This is a genomic window from Bradyrhizobium sp. AZCC 1719 (genome assembly GCF_036924525.1).
Lineage (GTDB): Bacteria > Pseudomonadota > Alphaproteobacteria > Rhizobiales > Xanthobacteraceae > Bradyrhizobium.
On record NZ_JAZHRU010000001.1, the window covers coordinates 781,327 to 804,499 of the forward strand.

A 23,173-nucleotide genomic window follows, 5' to 3' on the forward strand; every position below is an offset into this window, starting at 1 on the left:
ATGCAACGTCTCGTTAACGCATGCGCGCATATTGGGCACATGGAACTTCGTCATCACATTCTTTCGCCGTTTTTGCTTCCCTATCATCCGCGGCTGTTACGTGCATTCATGGAGATGCAGCCATGCAGCAACGGTCGTCCAGCGCCGGCCCGACGCTTCCTTCTCTTCTCTTCGTCCTTGTAATCGCCGGCATCAGTGCCGGATTTTCGATTCGTGCTTCAGCACAAACGCCGCCACCCGCATCGTCTGCGGAGCGTTACGTTCTCGGTCCGAACGATCGAATCAGGCTGAAGGTCTACGGCGAACCTGACATCACCGGCGAGTATGAAATCGACAATGGCGGTCAAGTTTCGATTCCGCTCGCCGGTCTCATCAAGGCTGCAGGCGCCACGACGCGGCAGCTTGAAAAAGCGATAGCGTCCGCGCTTGCAAAGGGAATCGTGCGCGATCCGCGCGTCAACGTCGAGATCGCGCAGTATCGCCCGTATTACATTCTCGGCGAAGTGAAGAAGAGCGGTGAATATCCATACCGCAATGGGTTGACTGTCATGGACGCGATCGCAAGCGCCGGCGGATTCACGTACCGCGCCAACGAAAACAAGGTCTATCTGCGCCGTGCAGGTGCCGGTGCGGAAGAGACCCACCCTCTCGATGCTCCCGTTCCGGTCTATCCCGGCGACAACATTAGGGTTCCGGAACGCTACTTCTAGCGTCTCGGAATTCAGATGGAGTGCATGCGCCCGTGAGCGGATGATGGCGCGCATGTTGCGCTGTTGTCACAGTTCGCATTTTGCACATGCGAAATATTTTGCGACGCGAGGAAAACTTTTTCCGGCAAGGCGCGTTGCAAGCGAGCGCATCACTTCAATCTCACAACTCAAAAACCTTGCGCCCGCGTACCGAGTAGAGGCCTGCCGTTCTTATGCGCAGTCGACGATCATTATTTGAGCGATGGGCCTCGCCCGATAAGTGTTCGCCGCCTTCGCGTTCCCGCAAGGGATGGGTGATGGGATTCGAGTCTGCATCGCTGAATACGTCTGAGGGAAGCGGAGAGCGATCGCGTTCCATAGGCGTGCCCGGCCGCTTCAGCTTCAACCTGTTGCCTGCTCCGGCGGCGGCCATCCTGCTCGGTCTCGGATCGTCCGCGAATGCACAAGCCATTCCGTGGACCGGAGAGTTCGCTTCACCCTGGAACGCGCAGAAGATCTTTGAACCGTCATCGCTGCCGGACAGGACCGATCCGGACAACCGCGAAGAGATACCGCCCGAGGACATGCCGGTGAAGAAGCGACAACAGCCTGGCTATGAACCCATCGGTATTCGCGCCGGCTCCTGGATGTTCAACCCGTCGCTGACCGCCGGCACTTTTTACGACAGCAACGTCTTTGCGTCGAACACTACCAAGCGTTCCGACATCGCGGCAGTGATCGAGCCCACCCTTCGCGCGCACTCATTATGGGGACGGCATGGCGTTGATCTGAAGCTGAATGCCCAGCAGACGCTCTACAACCAGAATTCGAGCCTGAACCAGACCAGTGCCAGCCTGAAGGGCAACGGCTGGCTCGACATTACGAAAGACACGATGCTGCTGAGCAGCTTTCAGGTCGCGCATCTGAACGAAGGCGTCGGCACGCTCGGTTCGCCCAGCAACGCCATATCGCCAACGCCGTATAACCTGATGTCCGGCGACGTCACGCTGCGCAGGGAGTTCAACCGGCTGACGACATCGATCGGTTTCCGAACCGATTCCTACGACTTCCAATCGACGCGCGCGCAGGACGGCACCATCATCAACCAGGATGCCCGCGACGGGCAGATCTATGCACTGCACAGCCGGATCGATTATGCGATCTCTTCCACCCTCGGCTGGTTCGGCGGCGTGGAAGGCAATCAGCGCGACATCAGGGGAACGCCGGGCCATACCCTGGATTCGCAGGGCTATCGCGCGCTGTCCGGCATCACCGTCGGGCTGAGCAACCTTGTCACCGGCGAATTCGGCGCCGGTTACGTCCAACAACGTTTCGACGATCCGTCGATCGGCATGATCGAAGGTCCTTCCTATCGTGCGCGGCTGACGTGGCGGCCCACCCGGCTGCTCGACGTGCATGTCAATGCCGAACAGCTCGTCACGCAGACCTCTGACACCAGCGCCACCGGCGTGCTTGCAAATGCGGTCCAACTCGGCGTCGACTACGAACTGCGGCGCAACGTGATCGTATCGCTGGCGGGCGGTTACGAGAACGACCGGTTCTTCGGCCAGGTCCGCAAGGACAACGTGCTAACATCAGACACGCGGGTCAAGTATCTCATCAACCGCTTCGGCGCCGTTTCCGCCTACTACCGCTACACCAAGCGCGACAGCGACGTTCCCGTCTTCAGCTTCGACAAACACTTGGTAGGAATGAATGTTACAGCGCAATTCTGACCTGCCCTATGTGGTCCCCGACGAGCCTCCGGTTCGCCCCGCGGAAAGCTGGCAGTATCCGACCGTCGATCTGCGCGAGATGGGCCGCATCCTGCGCCGTCGCTACAGGCTGGTGGTTTTGCCGGTCGCCGTCCTGCTCGGGTTGGCGCTCACCTATCTGATGCTCACGACTACTTTATATACGGCGACGTCGACCGTACTGGTCGATCCGCGCCGCGCCAATGTCGTCGAGACCAATCAGTCCGTGCTGTCGAATTTCGGCACCGACGATGCAACCATCGAAAGCCAGACGCTGCTGATTCAGTCGGTTGCGATCCTGGTGCGCGTCGTCGGCAAGCTGAAGCTGACGGAGGACGCGGAATTCAAACCCAAACCCGGCCTGCTCGATCCGATCAGACGGCTGTTCAGCATGTTCAGCAGCAGCGGACCAAGCGACGGTGCAAGCGTCGAAGACGCCGCCAGGGCGCGGTCGGTCGAGATCCTTCAGAGACGGATGAAGGTAACAAGACAGGGCACCACCTTCCTCGTCGACATCGCCGTCAACTCAGAATCGCCGCAGAAGGCCGCAACCATCGCCAACGCGGTTGCGGACGCCTATTTCGACGAGCAGGTCCGCGCCAAACACGACGCCACGCGCATTGCCGCGAACTGGCTCAACGGCCAGATCGACGAGTTGAAGTCGCGAGTCGTTGCGTCCGAGAAAGCGGTCGAGGATTATCGTTCGGCCAACAATCTGATGGTCTCGCAGGGCGTAACCCTCAACGACCAGCAGCTCACCGACATCAACAACAAGCTGATCGCCGCGCGCGTGCAAACGGCGGAGGCGCGGGCAAAGTACGAGCAGGTCCAGGATATCGCGAAATCAGGCGGCGATCCCGGCGGCATCAACGCGGCCATTTCCTCGGAAATGATCACCAAACTGCGCACGCAATATGCCGACATTGCCAAGAACGAGGCGGATCTGTCGAGCAAATACGGCGCGCGTCATCCCCTCGTCGCCAATGTGCGGGCGCAGCGGCGCGACACCCAGAAGCTGATCAACGACGAAATCCGGCGGATACTGGACAGCACGAAGCACGACTATGACGTCGCGCGTTCGCGTGAGATGTCCCTGCAGCAGAACCTGGACCAGCTCCAGGGCGTGTCCACTTCCTCCGGCCAGGCGCAGGTGCGCTTACGCGAACTGCAGCGCGAGGCCGAAGCCAGCCGCACACTCTACGAATCCTATCTGGCGCGCTCCAAGGAGACCACCGCGCAAGAGAGCCTGGAGATGCCTGATTCCCGGATCGTGACCAAGGCCAGCATCCCGATCAGGCCGTCGTCACCCAAGACGATGCTGATCCTGGGGCTTGCCCTGATGCTCGGACTCGGGGCGGGCAGCGTGCTGGCCTTCCTCACCGACTATCTCGACGGCCGCATCAAGACACTCGAACAGGCCGAATCCATTGCGGGTGTCCCGGCCCTTGCCGCGGTTCCGTTGATCGGCACGCGAGAGCTGGCCCGTCTCGCGCGGCGCGGACGCAGCGAACTGGACAACTACGATCCGAAGACCACCAAACTGCTGCCGCCGGCGTTGCAGCCGCCTTTGACGCGTTACGCGATCGACGAGCCTGGCACGTTCTTCGCGGAGGCCATCCGCGCGGTCCGCCTGTCGCTGCAACGGACGATGCGGTCGCAGCCGGTGAAGGTCGTGCAGGTCACCTCGGCACTCGACAGCGAGGGCAAAACCACGCTTGCCATCAACCTGGCGCAGTCGCTGGCGACCCTTGGCATCCGAACGCTGCTCATCGATGGAGACCTCCGCAATCCACAAGTGACCCGTTCCCTGTGTCCGCGCACCGAAGCCGGACTGCTGGAAGTCGCGATCGGACACGTCGCCCCGGAACACGCCGTCCTCGTGGATCAAAGCACCGGGCTCTCGGTGTTGCCGTCGACCAGGATCAAGCAGGTCGAGTTCATCACCGAACTGATGTTCTCCGACCGGATCGTCGACGTACTCGATTATTTCCGCCACCGCTACGAATTGATCGTGATCGACTCGCCGCCGCTGGTGCCCCTGGTCGATGGCCGCGCGCTCGCCGAACTGTCCGATCGCATCATCCTGGCGCTGGCGTGGGACCAGACCCCCCGCGAAGTGCTGTCCCATGCCATGGACCTGCTGTCCCCCGTCAGTGACCGGATCATGGGAACGGTACTGACCCGCGTCGATCTCAGCCGGCTGCAATTCTATGACTATTACCGCAGCTCGGCCTACCTGAAGCCGTACGGCACCGCAGGCCTGCATGCCGGAGCGGCGCGGTGAGAGCGCGCGGACCGTTGAACGGATCGGCCGGTGTCGCACGGGTGCATCCTCGCCGCCCTGCTTCACCGGAAGTGCGGGCAGCTTCCCCTATGGGTGGGCGCGTCGCCAATGCCGACGCGTTCATCGAACGGATCGCGACCGGCTTGATGCTGCTGGCCGTCATGGCGACCTTCACGCTCTCGTCCTCCGTGCTGACCAACTGGAAGATCCACTATTTGACGTCGGGCGGAAATTTTTTAGAAAAACTGCACCCGGCGACTTATTTCACCTTGCTGGCATTCTCCCTGCTGTTGATGCGCAGCCGCGGACCGGTCGGCGAGATCAACCGGATGTTTTCCGAGTCGAAGCTGTTGCTGGCCTATCTGCTCTGCTGGCTGTTTCTGCTGGTCCAGGTGATCGTGCTCGCACGCCCGTTCACGGTCATCATCGACACGTTCCTGCTGCCGATCCTGATCGCGATGGTGATGTGGCAGTTGTCGCCGGCGCAAAGGCGCCCGCTGGCCTGGGCCATTCACCTCACGATCCTGCTGAATGTCGTGCTCGGATACTATGAGTATTTCTCCGGCCATCGGCTGATCCCGCTGACGCTCGGCGACATCGTGGTGATGGGAGAATGGCGCTCTGCGGCGCTGCTGGGTCACCCGCTCACGGCATCCGGCATCGTCGGCGGCTACGTGCTGGCGCTGGCGCTTCGTCCGGCGATTTGTCCGCCGATCCTGCTGCGGCTGCCCTTGATCGCGTTCTGCCTGGGATCGCTGATGGCGTTCGGCGGCCGAACGGCGCTGGTCACTGTACTGGGAGTCCTCGGGCTGATCGGAGCCTTCGAGGTGGTGCGCCTGATACAGGGAAAGCGAACGCAGCTTCCCGCGGCCATTCTCGCCATCTGCGTTTTGTTCGCTGCCGGCGCCATCGTCTTCGCCGCGCTCGACCTCGGCATTTTCGACAAGATGCTGCTGCGCTTCTCCTCCGACAAGGGCAGCGCGCTGGCGCGCTTCGCCACCTTCAACCTGCTCTCGCATTTCGATTGGAACGAACTGATCCTCGGCCCCAACCCGGTCCGGGTGAATGCACTGCAGTCGCAGCTCGGCCTCAACTACGGCATCGAGAACTTCTGGATTTCCGCCATCGTCCAGTTCGGCCTCATCCATACCGTCGTTCTGACGATCGGACTGATCTGCTTCTTCGTCGAATTGCTGCGCCGTTCGAGCGCCGCGGTATGGGCGATCGTGCTGCTGATCATCGTCATCGCCGCGAGTTCAGTAAGCTTCTCGTCGAAGAACATTCAGCTCGCACAGTTCGTGATCCTCATTTCGGTCCTGCTGCCGCGCGAGCAGCGGCGCATCGCCGCGCCCCCGCAAGTCCGGGCGCCTGTCACCTACCGGTCCGTTCCGGCATAGCTTTAGGATTCCCTTTCGTATGGCCATCTACGTCGACAACAACCCACCTCGGACGCCACGTCACCGGTCTCGAGCGCATCACGCTGGAGCTGTTCTCCGCCGCAGCGCTTGCGCCGCTCGATGTCGTGCCGGTGACGGCGAAGGGTCTTCGCCAGATGTTGACGACGCAGACGCTGGGCCTGCCGATGCGGCTCGCCGCGTCGTCCTCGATCCTGCTCTGTCCCGGCTTTCCGCCCAGTCCGCTGCTGCGGCCGTTCGCATCGCGGGTGCTGCCCTATATCCACGATGATTTCCTGATCACGCGGCGCGCCGAGCTCAACATGCGGGCGCGTCTCTATATGGCCGGCCCCTTCAAGCTCGCGCTGCGCCACTATCCGCGCTTTCTGGCCAACTCCGGCGATACCAGGCGCAAACTTGCCGCACATTGTCGGTCCGATGCCGAAGTGACGCTCTATCGTCCCGCGGTGCGCAACGTGTTCGGCCTCGACCCCGGACAGCGCGGCGAACGGAGCGCGCGGCCCCAACCGCTTCGGCTGATCGCGCTGGGCACGGTCGAGCCGCGCAAGAATTTTACAGCGGCGGCGAAAATCCTCGACGCGTTGCGCATGCAGGGATTTCCCGACGCCACGCTGGATATCGTCGGAAGGCCCGGATGGGGCAGCGACTGGCAAGCCCTCGAGAAGCAGCCGGGCGTCACGCTGCACGGATATCAGTCCGCCGACCGCGTCAATCAATTGCTTGACGCTGCCGATCTGTTCATCTGCACATCCCATGACGAAGGCCTGGGATTGCCGCTGCTGGAAGCGCAATACGCCGGCCTGCCGATCATCGCCCCCGATGCCTCCATCTTTCGCGAGGTGCTCGGCGAGTCCGGCATCTACATCGATACCGCAGATCCTGCTTCGGCGGCCACGCGGATTGCGGCTGCGCTCTCGAACGAGGACTGGCGCGCCGGCTATGTGACGCTGGCAGTACGGAACCTGGCGCGCTGGAACGATCTGGCCTGCGGCGACCGCGAAAATGTCATCAGCCTGATTGCCCGCCTTGCTCACCTCCAGGGAAGCGCTACTCCGGAGTACCGCCGCCTTGCATGACACCAGCGCCACAAGGCATCAGGATGGATTGCGGATCATCGCGGCCGGCGCCGTGGTGATCCTTCACTATTCCGATTACTTCAAGGACTTGCCCGTCGGCCGCTTCATGGTCGCGCACACATGGCATTTCAATCTGTTCGTGGACCTGTTCTTTGTGGTCTCCGGCTTTGTCATCGCCCGTCAATACTTTGGCCGCGTCGACGATGGCGCATCGATCGGCCGCTTCCTGTGGCGTCGCCTCGCCCGCATCTATCCGCTGCATCTCGCGACCCTCGCCTTCTATGTGGCGCTTGCCGGCGCACTCCATTTCGGCGCTGCCCGGACGGACAACCCGGCCCGTTATCCGCTTTCCGATCTGCCCGCGCAATTCCTGCTGCTTCACGCGTTCATTGGCGAGCGCCTGACGTTCAATTTCCCGAGTTGGTCGCTCTCGGCGGAGATGTTTTGCTATCTGCTTTTTCCGCTGGTCGCGCTGATTGCGCAACGCCGCAAGGAGGCGGTTATTGCGCTCGTGGTCCTTACTGCGCTCGCCAATTCGCTTTGGGCATCGGCTGCCGGAACGGCGCCGTGGGCCGACTGGATCAACCAGGGCGGCGCCTTCAGGGCGCTGCCTGCCTTCAACCTCGGCATGGCCTGCTATCTGTTTCGCGACCGGATCGCGCGTTGGCCCGCGATGCCCGGTGCGCTGGCAGCGTCGCTAGCGGCGTTCATCGTACTCGGTTCCCTGCTGCCGACGACGACCGCGCTGCTTGCGGTCTACGCCATCGCGATGCTTGCGATTCAGGCCGACTGCGCCGAACGTGAGACGCTGCTGTCGCGGCTCGGCTTCGATCGCTGGTCGTCGCTGACCTATTCCTGTTACATGCTGCATATCCCGGTTGCGACCGTCGTCATCACCCTTGGATCGCGCCTGCTTTCCTTATCGGAGCATGAACGACTGATTCTGGCGCCGGTGGCGATCATCGTTCTTGCATTTGCGAGCGTCGTCTCGCTGCGCACGTTCGAAACGCCGCTGCGGCGATATCTGACCGAGGCTTACGATCGCCGCGCCCTCAAACATGTGCCGTCTCCAGCGATTTCGCGGCAGGAGAGCACATGATGACGGTCGTCGAACGCGTATCAGCAAGCCCGCCATCTCTGAGCGTCTCGCGCGCAACGGTCCAGAGCCGCGATAGCGTCGTCGACACCATGCGCGGCATCGCCATTTTAATGGTGATCGGCATCCATTCGTTGCCGCAGCCGCTCGAAGCCATCTGGGCAAAATCACTTGATGCAGCGCTACGGCCCTGCGTGCCGGTGTTCCTGTTCGCTTCCGGATATCTCACGGCGCTTTCCGGCCGCGTCCCGCTGGCAAAGCGGTTAAAGGCGGCCCTGGTCCCTTACGCGATCGCGTTCGCTGCCGCCTACATCTACATGGCGCTGCATAATCCGGCGATGGATCATCGCATCGGCACGACGCTCGCCCGGTTCGGGCTGGGATACGTATTCGTCTACTATTACGTCTTCGTCTATGTCTGCTGCACGCTCGGTCTGTGGCTCGTTTTTGCGGCTGGCGGGGACGGACAAACCGCTTCAAGGCAACGGACCACCACTCTGCTGCTGCTCTCGATCGGCTGCGGTTTGCTTGCCGGCAGTTATTTGGATCCCGCCATGTCGAGGCTCGGAGCGTCGGAGGCGCTGCTCGACGAAATCCGCATGCGCGACATTCCGTTCTGGTTTTCGTTTGCCGCGCTTGGCGCGCTGACCGCGATGTTCAGAGACCTGCTTGAACAGGATATGCGCCGCACGCTCCTTGGCGCCGCGCTGGCCTCCTATTTGTTCTATGCCGCCGTGCGCATTCTCAACCTCGGCGACGCCGCCACTTACGATTCGACCGCCTTCTTCCTCTATGCGGCCCTGTTCTGCGCTTCGCTGTTCGCCTTCCAGCCGAAATCTCCGCTACTCGGGTGGATCGGCTCGGGCAGCTACTTCATCTATCTCTGGCACATCTTCATCGTGATGGCGCTGCGCGATCACGCCGGGCTGCGCCAACTCGGCGGCGTTGCCAGCTTTGCCGTTTCCTGCGGCTTGACGGCCCTCGTCTCTATCGCGGCGCTGCTCGCCGTACGGCAACTCGCCTCGCCCCGAATCTGCCGCTGGCTGGGGGCTTGAGCGATGCTCCTGAAGCACACTTTGCTCTATCTGCCCGCGCAATTCGTCGGACCGCTGTTCCAGCTTCTTGCGATGATCGTATGGACGCATGTCGTCGACGAACACACGCTCGGCGTCATCACGCTGATTACGGCGACGCACGAATTGCTGCAGATCGGCCTTCTCGCCTGGTGGTCGCAGTTTGCGTTGCGTTTCCTCGGACGGTACCAGGACGTCAACGACGCGCCGCGCTTCTATCGCACCGAAAACGCGGTCTTGCTGGCGTCCCTCGCGTTGCAAAGCGCAGCCGTCGTCGGAATTCTGCATCTGGTCATCGCGCCCGGCGCCGGAACGGGCCTTCTGCTGGCCGCCATCGCCTATGTGATAACCCGGTCGCTCAACCTCTACATCGGTGAACGCGCCCGCGCGCGGCAGCAGATCCGCGTCTACACGATCCAGCAGGTGTTCGGGCCATCCGTTGGATTTGTCGTGGGCCTGGTGTTGATCAAACTGCTTGGCCAATCCCCGGATTGGCCACTTGCGGGTTACGCGGCCGCGCAACTGACGGCGGCGCTCATCGTCCTGCCCTGGATCGGCTGGGGTCACCGCTTGTGGCCGATCGACCGGGAGATTGTGGTCCACGCCCTGCGCTACGGCATTCCGCTGATCATCGGCGGCGCGCTCGGCTGGGTCGGCCTCAATGCATCGCGCTTCATCGTCAACGAAATGTCCGGAGTGGCCGCCGCCGGTCTGTTCGCCGTCGGCTATGGCCTCGGCCAGCGGGCCGCGGCGGTCGCGGCCATGCTTGTGACGGCAGCGGCGTTCCCGCTGGCGGTGAAAAGCATGGAGCAACACGGCGACCAGGCCGGAATGCGCCAGCTCGCCAACAACAGCGCTCTCCTTGTCGCAATCCTGGCGCCAAGCCTCGCCGGCATCATCATACTCAGGACGGAGATCGTGCATCTCCTGATCGCAGCGCCGTTCCAAGCGGTGACGTTCGCCATCCTGCCGCTTTCCACGCTCGCCGGCGCAATCCGCAACCTGCGCGCCCATTTCGGCGACCAGGTCTTTCTCCTGCAAAATCGCACGCGCTGGATGATGGCCATTGCCGCAATCGACGCGTCGATGACCGTGGTGTTGAGCGTCTTGTTCCTGCCGCGATGGGGACTGCCCGGCGTCGCCGGCGCCACGGTGCTGGCGGCGCTGGCCGCCGCCACCATGAGTTTTTCAATCGGGTTTACACGATTTGGCCTGCGCCTTCCGGTCGGCCATCTCGTGCGCATCGTACTGGCCACCATCGCCATGGCAGCCGTGCTGCGGATATTTCCGGAGGCCCGGACGATCCCGATTCTGGCGGCCCACATTGCGGCAGGCGCTGCCACCTATTTCGCAGCGCTTGCCCTGCTCTATGCACCGTCGCTGGTGCGGATGCTTCGGCCACGCCCACAGCATTCAGGGGCGTGAGCGTATTCGACACGATCGCCGCCTACGACTTCCTGGCATTCTCGAACGCACGCGCCATCGCGAACCAAAGCGGCTTCTTCTGCATCGACGAATCGAACGGAAGCGGCCGAGGCAGCCGTTGCGCGCGTGGATCCTTCTTCTTCGCCGCGTCGGTATAGAACGAGTAGTTATCGGCGAGCTCCCACGCGATCACCATTTTGACGGCCGGCACCCGAAGCGCGTTGGTCAGGAACTTCTCCGCCGTCTCGGCGATCATGGCGTCGCGCGCTGCGATGTCGTCCGGAAATGTGTCGTCGCGCACGTCGAACTCGGTCAGATAGATATCGACGCCACGTCCGGCGAGGGCGTGGAGGAATTCGGTAAACCGTCCGGGATCGTGCGGGTAGCGAGGCTGCAGGTGACTCTGCAATCCGACGGCGTGCAGTGGCACGCCGGCATGCTTCAGTTCGTCGACCAGTTGCAGCAGGCCGCGGCGAACCGCGAGGCCGACGTCGTCGTCGCGTTCGCTCTGCGCCTCGTTGAGAACCAGTTTTGTCTTTCGGTCGATCCTCGCCACGCGCTCGAAGGCACGGCGCACATAGCCGGTACCGAATGTGTCGTACCACGGACCGAGTCGGTAGCCGCCAGGCGCCTTGTGCCCAGGCCAGAACGGCTCGTTCACGACATCCCATGAATGCAATTTGCCTACATAGCGAGCAGCCACTTCGTCGACATAGGAATCGAAAAACCTCTCACGCTCGGCACTGCTCATGCTCTTGATCCATTGCGGAACCCATTCGTTCCAGATCAGGCAGTGACCGCGCATCGGAATGTTGTGACTCGCACAAAATTGCAGCAGACGGTCTGCGCTCTCGAATCGCTTCGGCCCCGGTTGCGGCGCGATGGTTCCCATCTTCATCGCAATGTCCGTTGTAACGATGCGCACCTGCGTCTGATATAGCTCGCGATACGCAAGATCCTTGTCGATCACCGGACCTGCAGCCGCGCCGAACACGATTCCGTTACGAGCCGCGATCACGCCGAGACTCTGCGCAGGCTGCGCGGCGAACGCTTCCTTCCCGCACGAAGCAACGCTTGCTCCTGCGATGAGAGTAAGCGCATCTCGCCTCGACCACTCCTGCATAGCTGATCTCCATCATGTGAATGATTCGTCGCGACGTCTCGTCCTTCGCAACGCGGCATCGCCATCGTTGCGTCGCATTAGTTCGATTTCGTGACGAATGTCCGTCGAGAAAATTTTCGGCACGCAGTTCCCGTCGCCAAGCACGCATCTGTCGATCGCCCCCCACGAGCGCGTCTCTCGATTACATCATCAGCAGGAGTCGACATGTTGGAACCACCAGCGCAGTTGCAGCCCAGCCTCACTGTCGATGGGATAACGATCAATGTTCCCTCGCTTCCGGTGGCCGTGTCTTCGATCGTGTCGGCCGCGCAACATGGCGACAACTTCAGCGTCTGCACGCTCAATCTCGACCACGTCGTCCAGCTTCAACACCACGCCAATTTTCGCGCGGCCTATCGCCGTGCCCGATTCGTCACCGCCGACGGGTTCCCCATTGTCGTGCTGAGTCGCCTCATGGGCGTGCAAATCGAACGCACGACCGGTGCCGATCTCGTCGAGCCGGTTTGCGCGGAAGCCCGCAAGAAAGGACTCCCGGTCTTTCTGCTAGGAGCGAACGATCTCACGCTCAAGATAACGGCTCGGCGTTTGTCGGAGCGCTTCAAGGGATTGCAAATCGCGGGATGCTTTGCGCCGGGAGCAGGCTTTGATCCCTATTCTATCGAAGCCGATGCTGCGATCGAGCGCATTCGTGCCTCGGGTGCCAGACTTTGCTTCGTCGCGCTGGGTGCGCCACGGCAGGAGCTGTTCGCGGCGCGATGCCTCGACGAGCTGAATGGAACCGGAGTGTTGTGCATCGGAGCCGCACTCGATTTCATCGCCGGCACGCAAAGCCGCGCGCCGGCCATCGCGCGCAACACGGGCATGGAATGGGCGTGGCGCATGCTGCGCGAGCCGCGCCGGCTCGGCCCCCGCTATATCAAATGCATGACAGTCGTTCCGCGCCTCGTTGCGCGAACCATTCCGCAAATCGTCCAGGCACGCATGAGGAAAGCGGCATGACTTCAACATTGACCCTGGCGCTACGGGCGCGAAATGCCAACCGGGTAAAGCCACGTTATCAGATCTGCCTGATTCATCCGTTCGATCCGCGCGGCGAAAAGGTCGGCGGCCTCGAAACTTACATCCGCGATTTCATTACGTTCCATCCAACCGACACCGACATCCTCTTCATCGGCGTCGACTCAACGGGCGAGCTGGAGCTCGGCCGGCTCCACCGGATGACGTTCCGAGGTCGCGGCTTCGACTTCCTGCCGATCCTGCACTATTCGGACCAGCAGGCGCGCGAAGCGGCCCGCAGCATCCGCACCTCGCTGACCGGACAATTCTTCATGGCACTGCTGCGCCACTTCGGTCCGATCGCAAGGCTGATCCGCGCCAGGCGGTGCTCGGTCGATCTGCGGCGGGTGGAATTTTCCTGGTTGCCGGCGATCCTGCGGCTGCCGTTCGTGCAGATGCTTCACGGCGAGGGCGCGCCGAAATTGCAGATGGATTCGCTGCTGCGGAAATACGCCTTCGTTCACAATACCGGCGAGCGGTTTGCCGTCGCCATGAGCGAGAAATTTCTCTGCGTCAATCCGTTCATCACCGAGCGGTTGCAGCGGACCTATCCGCGCCGCAAGGACAAGATCGATACGCTCTGGACATGGGTCAACACGGATATCTTCAAGCCGCAACTCTGGCCGCTGAACTCGTCGCCGTTCCAGATCGTGTTTGCCGGCAGGCTCGATGAATTCAAGGATCCGCCGCTGATGTTTCGCACGATCGAGCGCCTGCGGCGGCGATTGAACGGCGACGTGCGGTTTCACTATATCGGCACCAGCGACCCGCACCGGTTCGCGGAGTTCGCCGCGATCGAAGACATCACCGTCCGCCACGGCTTCAAGGACGCCGCCGGCATGGCGGAGACGCTGGCAAGCGCGCATGCCGGCATCCTGACATCCGAATTCGAAGGCATGCCGCGCTGCGTGCTCGAGACCCTTGCGGTCGGCCGGCCGGTCGTCGCCATGCACCTGCCGCAGCTCGAACCCGTGATCCACTCTGGCGTCAGCGGCTATCTGGTAGCGCGAAGCGGCAACCGCGACGACATGGCCGATGCGCTCGCGCAGCGGTTCGTCGACGTGCGGAATGCCATCGAAGCCGGCACGATGAATCCGGTACAAGTCGCCGACTCCATCCGGGCGTTCACGCCGGGCACCCAGCTTGCGCGAGTCTTCCGCTATCATCAGGAAATTCAGGATGCCCGCGGACTTGCCGCCGCGGCGCCGACTTACTGAGGGCGCCGGGTTGAACATCCTTCTGTTGACCAGCGAGTTCGCCCCCGCGATGGGAGGAATTGGGACTTACGCGCGCGAAATTGCGGCGGCCGCCAGCCGGCTCGGCGCCAAGGTCACCGTGGTGGCGCCGGACTACGCACGGCAAACTGCCGACGACGATCGTACTCTTCCCTTCGAGGTCGTGCGCTACAGCGGCGGCCTCCACTCCATGCGCGACATGCCGCGCAAGATCATGCTGGCGCGCCGTGGCGTCCGCGGCGACCGATATGACGTGGTCCATGCCGCCGATTGGCCGTTCTTCATTCCGGTTGCGCTTTCGAGATGGCGAACGCAGGCGCGGGTGTTGATGACGGTGCATGGCACCGAGATCAACGAAACACAGACGCCGCTGAAGCGCATGGCGATCCGCGGCGCCGGCGTGTTCGGACCGCGGACGGAGATCGTCGCCAACAGCGGTTTTACCGAGACGCTGTTCCGGGAGCGGTTTGCCGTCGACCCGCGCCGGATCAGCGCGATCAATCTCGGCGTATCGGAGTTCTGGTTCGGCGGACGACGGACGCGCCGGGAGATTCGCCTGGCCCATCGTCTGCCGGAAGACCGGCTGGTGATGGTCACGGTCGCGCGCATCACGCGCCGCAAGGGACATCATCTGACGCTTGCCGCGCTGTCGCAGCTTCCGGACGATCTGCGCCATCGCATCACGTGGCTGGTGATCGGCCCGGACGGCGAAGCCGATTATGTCGACGCTCTGCGGCGCGACGCCAAAGCGGCGGCCTGCGACATTCGGTTCCTCGGCCCGCAATCGAACGAAGACATCCGCGATCTCTATGCGGCCTCGGATTTCTTTTGCCTGACGGGTCTCCCCGACACGACCGGCCGGGTGGAGGGATTTGGATTGGTCTATCTCGAGGCCGGGGCCGCCGGCCTGCCGAGCGTCGCGACCGAGGTCGGCGGCGTGCCTGACGCCGTACTCGCCGACGAGACTGGAATTCTCGTGCCGCCGTCGGCCGAGAGCATATCGCAGGCGATTGCAGAGCTGGCTGCCGATCGGAATCTGCGCGCCATTCTCGCGGCAGGCGCATCCTCCCATGCCCGCGCCCTTTCATGGGAACGATGCGCAGCAATCACCTATGGCCTGCCCTACACCGGCAAGCCGGCATCTGCAGACCGCGCCATCGGAATAACGGCATGAGGCTGCTGGTCGCTACCGCGATTCTGCTGACGCTCGCAAGCGGTGCAGCGCGGGCGGACAACGAGAACTGCCGCAAGAGCCGCGAGTATCTCCTGGGAACGCCCGGCGGGGACCAGTCCCTGACGCCGCAGGCCTATAACGACCTGTTCAAGATCTGCGTCGCGGCATCAGCCATGCCCAACGTGAAGGATGCGTATATCCTGCGGGATGGCGGCATAGCCGTGGTCCCCAAACAGGATACCGTTTCAGCGACGGCAGCCACGCTGGCTCAGTTCTGCGACGCCTATCCTCGCGGCGTGCTCCGCTTCATCACGAGCAAGGAAAAGCTTTCCATCCGCTCCGTTACCGACGTCGCACGAATGTCATCGACCTCGTCCACGCCATGCAAAAAGATTAAAGGCGTTTCCTAGAGCTGCGCGCCATCGGTCGAAACTCACTTCTGCCGATTGTAGTAATCCGGCATGTCATGCGGATCCATCGCCTGTTCGGCCCTGCGCCCCAGAAAGAAGAAGCCGCTGGCGGCATCTGCTGCGGCCCGGCCGCGACCGAACGCATCGAGATATCTGATCCAGAAGAACGGCAGCACGATCAGACGTGACAGCTTGTTGCCCGCGCCGAGCGCGCGCGCGAAATAGCGGATCGACCATTCAAGAGCCACGCCGGCGCCGCCGACCGGTCCGGCGTTGATCTCGGAAAACCGCCTGAACAGCCAGCGATGACCGCTCTGCGTGAAACGCGAGAAGTCATAGGCCCGCTCGTGCACCTGCTGCATGAACGGAGTCTCCGCGTAGACCAGGCCTTCCAGCCGCAGCACCCGATGCAGCTCGGCAACGACCGTTGCGGGCTCCAGCACATGTTCCAGCACCGCCTGCACCCAGACGCCGTCGAACACGCCGTCTTCGAAGGGTAGGCTGTGGGCGTCAGCCACCAGCACGGTGTGCGGCGAAGCGTAGACGTCAGTGCCTACAAGCTCGATGGAGTCGTCCCGGTAGAGTTCGTCTGCGCCCAAACCGATCGTCCCGCCTCCGACAACGAGCACAACCGGCCGCCTCGACTCCCGCTTCAACAGCTCGATGAACGTTGCGCTGTTGGCGACCGCAACCGGATTGCCTCCAAAGGTAAGGCGATGCAGCCGCGATCCAAGGGAACGGCGACTGACGTCCCGCTGCAGCGCCGAGCCATTCTCGGCCTCGTACATCCTGCGTTCAAAAATGCTGGTTGCGAAATCGATCAGCACCGGCTGCGCGCCGATCATCGGAAACCCGACTTTGCTATAATCGCAGGCACGGTTCGAGCAGGTCGGCTGTGACCACACGTTCCGCAGCGGCGACGAGCAGCGAGGACAGCGAAGGCGCTTCTTCCAGTGCGTGGGTTCCGTATTTGTTAACGAACGGTCGACGGCAGAAAGCTGCAAAGAAGGACCTCATATGTCATTTCTTCTGCCCTGCCCCGCTCATGACTCGCAATCGATGCTATTTCGAATGCAACGACAGCGCAACAATGCGGGACCGGGAACAATTCGGATGGTTGCAATTTGGGTGTCGCAGGAAGCTGCAGCCAGATGCCACCGTGAGGGCTTGCGAGAACGCAACGCACAAACCCGCCCTGCTGTTTCGAACAAATTCTAGGAATTATTGAAAGTCTTACAGCCGGTTCGTTTCGCGTCGCCTGGTTGGCGACATCGGCCTCAGCCGACGAAACCCGGCATCTGCCCGATCAGATGAAGAGCAGGTGATCCGATATCAGGTGCGTAATGTATGCATCATGACCGGGATCAATCTGGCTCACGCCGTCCCCGATTGAATCCCCTGCCTTGAAACCCCTTACCGCATCATGTCTGGCCGTCTCGCTGAAAATGAACGTATCGCGGCTAGCGCTGTTCAGGAGGTCGCCGACGGCCCTCGAGGTCAATGTGACTCCAGCGTCATCGGTGTTCCCGATAGATAAGCGGTCATGATTGTCGAAGGTGAGCCGGTCGCAGGCGCCACCGAAAAACGGCCTCAAGAACCCAAGGAGACGTCCCTCCGCATTTGGGCTAGCACTTTCGACCGTATCATCGCCATCGACCGGTGGCGGAGAGGCGGAGTTGCCGTCGGTCGCCAGCATTTTCAGCGTGCTGCCAGAGCTCTGCGCCGGACTGGCGGGCATCCCGCTGACGTCGATGACGCCGTCGGCGAACTGCAGGAATTCAATATGCGTGAGATGATCTTTGCCGTCGCGGCCCGCGACTCGGTCGTTCACCAGCAGTTGGCCGTCGACAATCGAGATGTCGTAGTCGCGCACGTTGCCGAAAAAATTCGCCGTATCGATGCCCTCTCCGCCCTCGATGATGTCGTCGCCGGCGCCGCCCGTGATCAGATCGTTGCCCGCGCCGCCATCGATCACGTCGTTGTCCGTCGCCGCGCCGGAAAGCCAATCCTGGTGGCTGGTCATGTCGACATGGATATTGTGGACGTAGAGATCAAACGTGCCGGGTGAGCTTGCATTGGCGGCGTCGGCCGGTGTCAGCGCGACGCCGTTGATCAGGAAATCCTTGATATGCAGCGCCCGCCCCGGTGTGGCGTTCGCCAGGTTGATGTCGATGGAGGCGATCGGGCCGAAATCGACGAAGCTTATCGTAAAGGTCTGGTATTCAGACGGATCCGCGGCCGGCTTGAACTCCATTAATCCGGATACCGGCTGGCCGTTGAACTTGATTTGGGCCTGCGCGCCAACGCCGCCAACCGCGGAGCCATAGCCCACGAGGGTAATCGTTGTTACCGCCAGTTTGCCGCTGCTTGCGGGCCCGCCGACAATGACATCCGCACCGGCGCCGCCATGAATGATGTCATCGCCCAGCCCCGCATTGATCGTGTCATCGCCCCGGCCGAGGTCGATGAGGTCGACGACGGCCGATCCCCTCATCGCAAGATCGGGCACGGCCCCGTCGCCATGAAAATACTGCGAGACGATCGCCTCGGCCGGCTTTCCCATGACGGAATAGCCCGTGCTCGAATATTGATTGTTGAGATCCCATTGCCAGAGCTCGACGCCCTTGAACCAACTGCCGCCATGGGCGGTCCAGACCTGGAAGAAGGCATTGAAGGCGTCCCCCTGCTCCAGCAGGTCAGGCGTACCATTGCTCGTCCACGATCCCGGAGAGATGGCGGTGCCATCGATGCTGCGATAGCCGACCTCGGTCATCAGCAACGGCTTGTCATATTTGGTCGCGAGCGAATGGAGAAAATCGACCGGTGATTTGTAGTCGAACGCCGCCGCGTAATAGGGATTGACCGGAACGGCAGTCCAGGCATCGACCAGATCCTGCACGGTTGGCGCGTTGCTGGCCGTCAACGGCGGATAGGTGTTGACGCCGATGGTGTCGAGCTGATCCCAGAAGCTGACGTTTGAAGCTTCGTCGGTCGCCGCCGCATAGGTCAGCTCACCATGATAGACCTCGCGGACTGCCGCAATGAGATCGATCCAGTAGCCGCGATACGGCTCGCCGGACAGGCTGCTCATCTCGTTGCCGATCGCGAACATCTCCACGCCACCAGCCTGCGCGACGGTAGCTAGATGCACGATCTCGGACTTGTAGGACGCGAAAAAGCCCGCGACATCCGCCGGCGCCAGGCTGGATACCCTGGTTCCGTTCAACGTCGAGAGCGCGGCCTTGAACAGCACCGACAGGCCGGCATCGTGCGCCGCCTGAAAGCCTGACAGGAGGCTGGCGTCGCTTTCGGTCTTGGTTGGTTCGGCAAAGACCGAGTTGGACGTTCCGGTCTGGGTCCAGATCCGGGCCGTGAGTTCGATCGAATTCGATCCGAGCGACGCAATCTTTTGAAATGCCTGCTTGGCCGAGGCGCTTGAGAACTGCCCGTTCCATTCGGACAATGCGCCAAAACCCTGAACCTCGAAAATACTTGCCACCCGCGCACCCCGCCCCGTGCGACGGATAGCGCGAGGGATTAACATTCAGCTTAAGATGACCTCGGACTTGTACGGAGCAGCCCTCGCTTTTTTTGGCGCGTGTTTCACGCGCTGAATGATCGCACGCCAAGTTCCGGCGTGGGAACACGTAGGCTTGCCGTCAAGCGCTGCGGTTCACCATTTCCATTTGGAACGTCCAGGCGCTGCGCGGCTGCTCGTAGAGCCGCCAATGCGGCTCGCCGATAAAATTGGTTGATAGCTGCTAGAAGCAACCTTTGATACCTCACGCGAACAATCTCGGCTAAGACTGGGGTCCTCACAAGAACTGTCGATGTCCATGGAGTGAAGACGATGCGCCTGTCTGCGGCGATGATTGCGGCTGCCCTGATCGCCGTGCCTGCAAATGCAAGCGAACTGACCGGAACGCTCCAGAAGATCAAGGAGACGAACAGGATCATCCTCGGCATTCAGGAAGCTTCGGTGCCTTTCAGCTATCTGAACGGCGATCAAAAGGCGATTGGATATGCCGTCGACATCTGCATGAGGATCGTCGATGCGGTCAAACGCGAACTCAAAGTCTCGACTGTTGCCGTCGAAACGCTTGCCGTCACGTCATCCAATCGCATTCCGCTCATGATGAATGGGACGGTAGACCTCGTCTGCTCTTCTACCACCAACAATGCGGAGCGGCAGCGCCAGGTGACGTTCACAAATTCGCATTTCCTGTCGGCAACCCGTTTTGCTGCAAGGAAGTCCGACAACATCACGATGATCGACCATCTGAAAGGCAAGCCCGTTGTTGCGATATCGGGCTCGACCAACATGGTGCAGCTTAACCAGGTCAATAGCATGCGAAATCTCGGCATCGCAGTGCTGGCTGCCAAAGATCAGGCGGAGGCTTTTCTCATGCTGGAGACAGGACGCGCGGCCGCCTACGTCCTCGATGACGTGCAACTCGCCGTCGCGATCGCGCGATCAAAGGATCCGTCCGCCTACATGATCAGCGAGGAAGCTCTGTCCAGGGCCGAGCCTTACGGGATCATGCTGCGCAAGGACGATGCACCGTTCAAGGCCGTGGCCGACCGGGCGACCGCGGATCTATACAGAAGCCCGGAGATCGAATCGATCTACCGGAAGTGGTTCGAATCGCCGGTGCCGCCCAACGGCCTCAATTTCAAGACTCCGATGTCGGCGGTCTTGCGCAAGGCATTCGCCCATCCGTCGGACAGCCCAGACCCGGCAAGCTACGAACGCTGAGGACAATCGAACTCAGGTCCATAAGCGCAACCCGCTAAACAGCCTTCGAACCCTCGGGAGAATGCCGCCTGCTTCGAGCGCCATTTGAGTACATTGCCGATACGTTCCAGGCTCGGCGCAGATCAGCGACCATCTTACGCCAAGCGTCACCGTTCGACCCGCCGAAGCGGCGGACGTAGGCCGGGTGAAAAGTGATTTGCAGGGGACGGCCATCAAATTGGAGCTTTGCCTTGCGCGACGCTTGGATCGAACGCGACGCCCTGAATAGCCGAGCCGCCGTGCTGCCGAGCGCAACGACTACGCGCGGCTTGGAGCGCCGGATGTCCGTCAGCACTGCAGCGCCGTAATGATTGATTTCCTCAATAGTTGGAGCGCGATTGCGCGGCTTGGATTTCTTCGTGTGTTCCATAGGCCGAAATGGAATCACGTTGGCCAAACGTAGTTGTCTGAGGTCGATCCCGGCCTGCTCGAGCAGTTTGCGCAACGCGCCACCCGCCGGCCCGACAAAGGGCCTGCCCTGCTCAGCTTCTTCGGCGCCAGGTGCCTCGCCAACCAAATATAGCCGCGGTTGACGGAAGTGCCCCTCGGGCGCGACCCGGCGCCGATCAATTCGCTTGTTGGCAGCGCTTGTCTCGGCCATCGGTGTCTACACTTGCCAAAGCTGGGTAACGCGAATGTCGTTCGGCCATCTCATCTTGCTTTTGCGAGTGATGAGCTGCGCATCCTGCAAACGAAGCCTTTAATGCGACATCAGTACCGGAACAGTCATCGTGTCGAGAATGCCGCGCGTCACGCCGCCGAGGATGAACTCGCGCAGCCGAGAATGGCCGAAGCCGCCCATTACGATAAGGTCGGCTGATAGATCTGACGCATGCGACAGGATTACGTTTGTGACATCGGTCCCATCGGCGATAAGCGCCTTGCTGCTACTATTCAAGCCATGGCGCGCCAAATGTCTGCCAACGGCCGCCAGGGATTCTTCGGCTTCCCGACGGCCATTACCTACGTTGATCACCTCGATCGATTTTGCGCGCTCCAGTAACGGCATCGAGTCCGCGAGCGCCCGGGCGGCGGTGCGGCTTCCGTCCCAGCAGATGAGGATGCTGCCGAGCTTGATGCCCTCCTTTTGGATACTGGGTACGACGACGACAGGCCGTCCGGATTCAAACATCACTGCTTCAGCAACAGGACCCGTGGAGGTCATCACTTCAGGCTCGGTCTGCGCAACGATTGCGAGATCGAACGTCCGCGCAATACGGCCAAACGCCCTTGGGATTCCTTCAATGCTGCTCTCGACCATCTGCGTCTCGGCAGGAAGGCGAGCCTGCGCCGCTGCCTGTTTGAATCTTTCGATGGCCCCGTTTGCCGCCCTGGCGCTCTCTTCGCGCAGGGATTCGATTACGTCGGCCGGAACAGCCTCCATGCCGCCGGCCACAATCGCTGGGGAGTGACACATTGCGATCCCTGTAATCTGGGCGTCGAACATCCTGGCGACGGATATCGCGTACGCTGCTGCAGGATCGCGAGAGTTACCGGTCGCCAAGTTGACGACAATATCCCGAATCACGGCCAGCCTCCTCATGATGAGCTGCCCCTTGTGGGGCAAAGGGCTTGCAAGTTCGTTCGTGCAAAACGGCCGCTTCAAAATGAAGAACTCCGGGCGGCCCGCATTGGTTCCGAGCGCAAAGGCCCGTGGAGCGGTCCCGCCAAGAGCAGGACACGTCCGTCCTCAGGTTTCGCGATTGTAGAAGGATTGCTCCATCATCCGCTGTGTCTCAGCCGCTGCTTGGGCAAAGTTGCCGGCTGCGGCGAGAGTCGTCCACCGTGCGCCTCATCGTGCATCGACCGCAAATAGTGCTCGGCGTGCTGAAGATAATTTTCGGCTGCGATCAGATCGCCCTTCAGCGCTTCAGCGCGCGCCAACTCTACGTAGCGCTCGTAATTCCTTTGTGCGTTCTGAGACTGCCTCGGGGGGCGGGTCCTGACGACTTTGCTTTTCCGTGACCGTGTTCTTCTCGCCATTGTGGTAGCTTTAAAATTGATCTTCGGCGCAAGGCTATCGCCGACGACGCGTTCTGGTCCGGGCTGCCTTTTTGGCTGCCGCAGAGCGCTGCGCCGGGCCTTTGGTCTTTACGGCCTTCCGAGCCGCCGCTGAGCGGGCCGAGGCGGAGCGACGCGAGGCGGCGCTTCGTGCTTGTTTCGACAGTGCTGCACGCGACGCCGTGCCGCGTGGTTCACGCTTGAGGGTCTGCGATACAGCACGTGAAACGCGCGGTCGGCGTCGGGTCTTTCGCTTGCCCTGCCCCGCCTCATACGCGTATTCGGCGCTTCTGCGGGTTCTTGCCTTGGCCTTGCCTTTTGCCGGCGGACGGAGCGGAACGCCCGCACGCCGTGCCTTGGACAAGCCGATTGCAATCGCCTGCTGCGGCGATCTCGCTCCATGTTGGCCGCGGCGGACTTTGCGAATCTCCTCGTGCACAAACTCGCCCGCCTGGGTGGTTGGCGATTTGCCCGCGCGCTTGTCCCGCCTGGCCTTCTGCACTGTTCTTCGCTCTGGCATGATCGTCTCCAGTTGGTGGTGCATCGCCCCGCGAACGGCTTTGCCAG

Annotated in this window: 19 protein-coding genes; 13 read left to right on the forward strand and 6 right to left on the reverse strand. The window is 61.7% G+C overall.

The features are described 5' to 3' along the window. Nucleotides 1-20 precede the first annotated feature (20 nt). The 8 genes from V1292_RS03780 (at nucleotide 21) to V1292_RS03815 (ending at nucleotide 10,812) form a co-directional block, all read left to right on the forward strand. On the forward strand, nucleotides 21-710 hold the full coding sequence (locus V1292_RS03780) for a polysaccharide biosynthesis/export family protein (RefSeq protein ID WP_334370384.1): 690 nt from the start codon (nucleotides 21-23) through the stop codon (nucleotides 708-710). Nucleotides 711-1,006: 296 nt separating this feature from the next. Further along, a complete protein-coding gene (locus V1292_RS03785) occupies nucleotides 1,007-2,425 on the forward strand; it encodes an outer membrane beta-barrel protein (RefSeq protein ID WP_334370386.1) in 1,419 nt (472 codons plus the stop codon). Continuing rightward, a complete protein-coding gene (locus tag V1292_RS03790; protein WP_334370387.1) occupies nucleotides 2,406-4,727 on the forward strand; it encodes an AAA family ATPase in 2,322 nt (773 codons plus the stop codon). The genes V1292_RS03785 and V1292_RS03790 overlap by 20 nt, the downstream gene beginning before the upstream one ends. A gap of 89 nt (nucleotides 4,728-4,816) precedes the next feature. Further along, nucleotides 4,817-6,124: a VpsF family polysaccharide biosynthesis protein gene (locus V1292_RS03795; RefSeq protein WP_334370389.1), complete on the forward strand. Its 1,308-nt coding sequence runs from the start codon at nucleotides 4,817-4,819 to the stop codon at nucleotides 6,122-6,124. 155 nt (nucleotides 6,125-6,279) lie between these two features. Continuing rightward, the gene (locus V1292_RS03800; RefSeq protein ID WP_334370390.1) at nucleotides 6,280-7,218 is read left to right on the forward strand and encodes a glycosyltransferase; all 939 of its coding nucleotides are present in this window, start codon (nucleotides 6,280-6,282) and stop codon (nucleotides 7,216-7,218) included. Further along, nucleotides 7,211-8,317, forward strand: a complete 1,107-nt coding sequence (locus V1292_RS03805; protein WP_334370392.1) for an acyltransferase family protein — start codon at nucleotides 7,211-7,213, stop codon at nucleotides 8,315-8,317. Before V1292_RS03800 ends, V1292_RS03805 begins: the two co-directional genes overlap by 8 nt. Continuing rightward, nucleotides 8,314-9,369, forward strand: coding sequence for an acyltransferase (locus tag V1292_RS03810; protein WP_334370393.1), 1,056 nt, complete (start codon nucleotides 8,314-8,316; stop codon nucleotides 9,367-9,369). The genes V1292_RS03805 and V1292_RS03810 overlap by 4 nt, the downstream gene beginning before the upstream one ends. A gap of 3 nt (nucleotides 9,370-9,372) precedes the next feature. After that, nucleotides 9,373-10,812 (forward strand): lipopolysaccharide biosynthesis protein, encoded by a 1,440-nt coding sequence (locus V1292_RS03815; protein ID WP_334370395.1) that lies wholly within the window; start codon nucleotides 9,373-9,375, stop codon nucleotides 10,810-10,812. 22 nt (nucleotides 10,813-10,834) lie between these two features. Here the strand turns inward: V1292_RS03815 and V1292_RS03820 are convergent, their stop codons facing one another. Further along, nucleotides 10,835-11,830: an endo-1,4-beta-xylanase gene (locus V1292_RS03820; protein WP_334370396.1), complete on the reverse strand. Its 996-nt coding sequence runs from the start codon at nucleotides 11,828-11,830 to the stop codon at nucleotides 10,835-10,837. A gap of 195 nt (nucleotides 11,831-12,025) precedes the next feature. On the opposite strand from V1292_RS03820, the gene V1292_RS03825 reads away from it, so the two are divergent. The 4 genes from V1292_RS03825 to V1292_RS03840 are packed head-to-tail and all read left to right on the forward strand — an operon-like array spanning nucleotide 12,026 to nucleotide 15,810. After that, a complete protein-coding gene (locus tag V1292_RS03825) occupies nucleotides 12,026-12,934 on the forward strand; it encodes a WecB/TagA/CpsF family glycosyltransferase (protein ID WP_334370398.1) in 909 nt (302 codons plus the stop codon). Continuing rightward, on the forward strand, nucleotides 12,931-14,208 hold the full coding sequence (locus V1292_RS03830) for a glycosyltransferase (protein WP_334370399.1): 1,278 nt from the start codon (nucleotides 12,931-12,933) through the stop codon (nucleotides 14,206-14,208). The genes V1292_RS03825 and V1292_RS03830 overlap by 4 nt, the downstream gene beginning before the upstream one ends. Then, nucleotides 14,171-15,400 (forward strand): glycosyltransferase family 4 protein, encoded by a 1,230-nt coding sequence (locus V1292_RS03835; protein WP_334370402.1) that lies wholly within the window; start codon nucleotides 14,171-14,173, stop codon nucleotides 15,398-15,400. The genes V1292_RS03830 and V1292_RS03835 overlap by 38 nt, the downstream gene beginning before the upstream one ends. Further along, nucleotides 15,397-15,810 (forward strand): hypothetical protein, encoded by a 414-nt coding sequence (locus V1292_RS03840; protein WP_334370404.1) that lies wholly within the window; start codon nucleotides 15,397-15,399, stop codon nucleotides 15,808-15,810. The genes V1292_RS03835 and V1292_RS03840 overlap by 4 nt, the downstream gene beginning before the upstream one ends. Nucleotides 15,811-15,833: 23 nt before the next feature. Here the strand turns inward: V1292_RS03840 and V1292_RS03845 are convergent, their stop codons facing one another. Together V1292_RS03845 and V1292_RS03850 are read right to left on the reverse strand one after the other, a co-directional pair. After that, complete coding sequence (locus tag V1292_RS03845) at nucleotides 15,834-16,655, reverse strand: class I SAM-dependent methyltransferase (protein ID WP_334370405.1); 822 nt, start codon at nucleotides 16,653-16,655, stop codon at nucleotides 15,834-15,836. A 461-nt stretch (nucleotides 16,656-17,116) separates the two neighbouring features. Continuing rightward, on the reverse strand, nucleotides 17,117-19,309 hold the full coding sequence (locus V1292_RS03850) for a glycoside hydrolase family 113 (RefSeq protein ID WP_334370407.1): 2,193 nt from the start codon (nucleotides 19,307-19,309) through the stop codon (nucleotides 17,117-17,119). Nucleotides 19,310-19,660: 351 nt separating this feature from the next. Between V1292_RS03850 and V1292_RS03855 the strand changes: the two genes are divergently transcribed. After that, the gene (locus V1292_RS03855) at nucleotides 19,661-20,566 is read left to right on the forward strand and encodes an amino acid ABC transporter substrate-binding protein (RefSeq protein ID WP_334370409.1); all 906 of its coding nucleotides are present in this window, start codon (nucleotides 19,661-19,663) and stop codon (nucleotides 20,564-20,566) included. A 34-nt stretch (nucleotides 20,567-20,600) separates the two neighbouring features. Here the strand turns inward: V1292_RS03855 and V1292_RS03860 are convergent, their stop codons facing one another. The 3 genes from V1292_RS03860 to V1292_RS03870 all read right to left on the reverse strand — a co-directional run bounded on the left by V1292_RS03860 (nucleotide 20,601) and on the right by V1292_RS03870 (nucleotide 22,588). Beyond that, on the reverse strand, nucleotides 20,601-21,206 hold the full coding sequence (locus tag V1292_RS03860) for a uracil-DNA glycosylase (protein WP_334370411.1): 606 nt from the start codon (nucleotides 21,204-21,206) through the stop codon (nucleotides 20,601-20,603). Between the two features lie 99 nt (nucleotides 21,207-21,305). Beyond that, the gene (locus V1292_RS03865) at nucleotides 21,306-22,133 is read right to left on the reverse strand and encodes a universal stress protein (RefSeq protein WP_334370413.1); all 828 of its coding nucleotides are present in this window, start codon (nucleotides 22,131-22,133) and stop codon (nucleotides 21,306-21,308) included. A gap of 194 nt (nucleotides 22,134-22,327) precedes the next feature. Next, a complete protein-coding gene (locus V1292_RS03870; RefSeq protein WP_334370415.1) occupies nucleotides 22,328-22,588 on the reverse strand; it encodes a DUF4167 domain-containing protein in 261 nt (86 codons plus the stop codon). Nucleotides 22,589-23,173: the final 585 nt, after the last annotated feature.